The organism is Flectobacillus sp. (genome assembly GCF_049240685.1).
Lineage (GTDB): Bacteria > Bacteroidota > Bacteroidia > Cytophagales > Spirosomataceae > Flectobacillus.
In genome coordinates, this window is sequence record NZ_JBMLSD010000291.1 from 1 (window position 1) to 2,327 (window position 2,327).

Consider the following 2,327-nt stretch of genomic DNA (forward strand, 5'->3'; position numbering starts at 1 on the left):
CTCAAAAACAAAACTTATGGAAGACATTTCTTTAATTATCAACCAACTTGGCGAGGAGCGTGATTTGTATTATCAGGCTGTGGCTCCGCCCATTATCCAAACCTCTAATTTTGCGTTTAAGGATTTTGCTAGTATGCGCTCAACTTTTGAAGACGAATATGCTGGCGATTATATTTATACTAAAGCCAAAAATCCTACGGTAGATATGCTCAGGCTCAAATTAGCAGCTTTGCAAGGTGCTGAAGATGCGCTTGTGACTAACTCTGGGAGTTCGGCTATTTTTTGTTCGATTTTGGCAAATGTCAAAGCTGGGGATCATATTATTTCGGTTCGCCAGCCCTATTCTTGGGCTCGAAATATGTTTGAGGTTGTATTGCCAAAATTCAATGTCAAACATACATATATCGACGGTAGAGATATCTGCAATTTTGAAGAGGCTTTGCAAGAAAACACCACCCTGATTTATCTCGAATCACCTAATTCGTTTAGTTTTGAGTTGCAGGATTTAGAGGCGGTTGGGAACTTTGCTCGTGCCAGAGGCATTACTACTATTATAGACAACAGTTATTGTACACCGCTTTTTCAGAATCCTCATGCTTACGGGATTGACTTGTGTTTGCATTCGGCAACTAAGTATATATCAGGGCATTCGGATACTGTTGCGGGGGTAATTACTGGCTCGAAGGTTCGGTTGAAAAAGATATTTGATTCAGAACTTTCCAATTCAGGAACGAGTCTTTCTCCATTTAATGCTTGGCTTTTGTTGCGTGGCTTGCGAACTTTGCCTATCCGTTTGAAGCATATTTCTGAAAGTACGATGGCTTTGTTGCCATTTTTGAAAAATCACCCGAAAATCGCAAAAGTAATATTTCCTTTCGATACCGATTTTCCTCAGTACGAATTGGCTCGGAAACAAATGACGGGTGCTTGCGGATTGTTGACAATTGTGCTTCCGCCAGTAACTTATGAGCAAATCGAGCAATTTGCGACAGGACTCAAACATTTTTTGTTGGCTGTTAGCTGGGGTGGACATGAATCTTTAGTGATGCCCAAGGCCGCAGGAATTCGTCCAGAAAATTATGATTCAAGCAATGAGGAGCATCGTATGGTGCGCTTGTATATTGGTTTAGAAAGTGTAGAAGAGCTTCAACAGGATTTGAACCAAGCCTTAGAGGTGATATAAGTATTCGTGCAGAATAAGATTTTAGTTATGTGTTTAGGCACAAGGCAAAGAGTGTTAAATCTTATTTTCCTATTATTCACGCTTAAAAACTATTTTTTCAATAATGGATAATGCTTTGCTACGACAAACTTATCCCAATCTCTATGAGTACACAAATTGCATTTATTTTTGACATGGACGGGGTTTTAGTTGATAACCTTGAATTTCATGTAACAGCATGGTTGGAGTTTTGTGCCGATAAAAACATTCCTTTAAATCGTGAGGAGTTTTTTCAAAATTTGAACGGTAAAAACGCACAAGATACCATGAATTATTTCTTCAAACGTGAGGTAGAACCAGAATTGGCACATGCCCTGAATGAAGAAAAAGAAGTCATTTATCGCTCGATTTATTTGCCACATATCAAACCTGCCAATGGTTTGGTAGAGCTTTTGGAATCATTGAAAGCTAAAGGTGTGAAATTGGCCGTTGGTACTTCTGCTCCTCCTGCTAACGTCGATTTTACTTTGGATAACGCAGGCATTCGTCATTATTTTGATGAAATTGTAGATGCTTCGATGGTAAAACATGGCAAACCAGCGCCAGATATTTATTTGAAAGCAGCCGAAAAATTAGGTGTACCAATCGAACATTGTGTAGTAGCAGAAGACGCTATGCAAGGAATCCAAGCTGGTTTGAGTGCAGGAATGAAAGTAATCGGTATCACAACCTCACATACCGCAGAGGAGCTAGCTCATACGCACCTACAAGCACCAGATTTTACGACCATCAGCTACGATACTTTAGTGGAGTTGTTGGGTGTGGAATAATTCATGATTTGAAAATTTGAGGATTTGAAAATTTGAAAGTTCTAGGATTGGAGAATAATACGATTTAGAATTTTGAAAATCTCATAATTGGTTAGCGTTAAAGATAATAACATAACCAGCCCTCGACCAACAATTCCACTTAGTGGGTGAATTTATTCACCCATGACGAAAATGTTGAAATGGCTTTAATCAAAACAGGCGGTTAAAAACGAAGTTTTACCGCCTGTTTTGATTGATACTGTATAAAATAAGTTTTTTGTAGCTGCAACCCTTGCAGTTGCCATTTTGAGTTCGGCAACCGCAAGGGTTACCGCTACATCTGTTCATGCTAATAT

At 39.1% G+C, this 2,327-nt stretch carries 2 protein-coding genes; both read left to right on the top strand.

Going from position 1 to position 2,327, the window contains the following annotated elements:
- Positions 1–1,183, top strand: a 1,183-nt coding sequence (locus ACOVQ4_RS13255) for a trans-sulfuration enzyme family protein (protein WP_421821113.1), incomplete at its 5' end; no start/stop codon positions are given.
- Positions 1,184–1,326: 143 nt separating this feature from the next.
- Positions 1,327–1,992, top strand: a complete 666-nt coding sequence (locus tag ACOVQ4_RS13260; RefSeq protein ID WP_095167379.1) for an HAD family hydrolase — start codon at positions 1,327–1,329, stop codon at positions 1,990–1,992.
- Positions 1,993–2,327 lie beyond the last annotated feature (335 nt).

Coding starts and splice junctions, on each gene's coding strand:
- ACOVQ4_RS13260 (WP_095167379.1), top strand. CDS start 1,327: ATGAGTACACAAATTGCATTTATTTTTGACATGGACGGGGTTTTAGTT.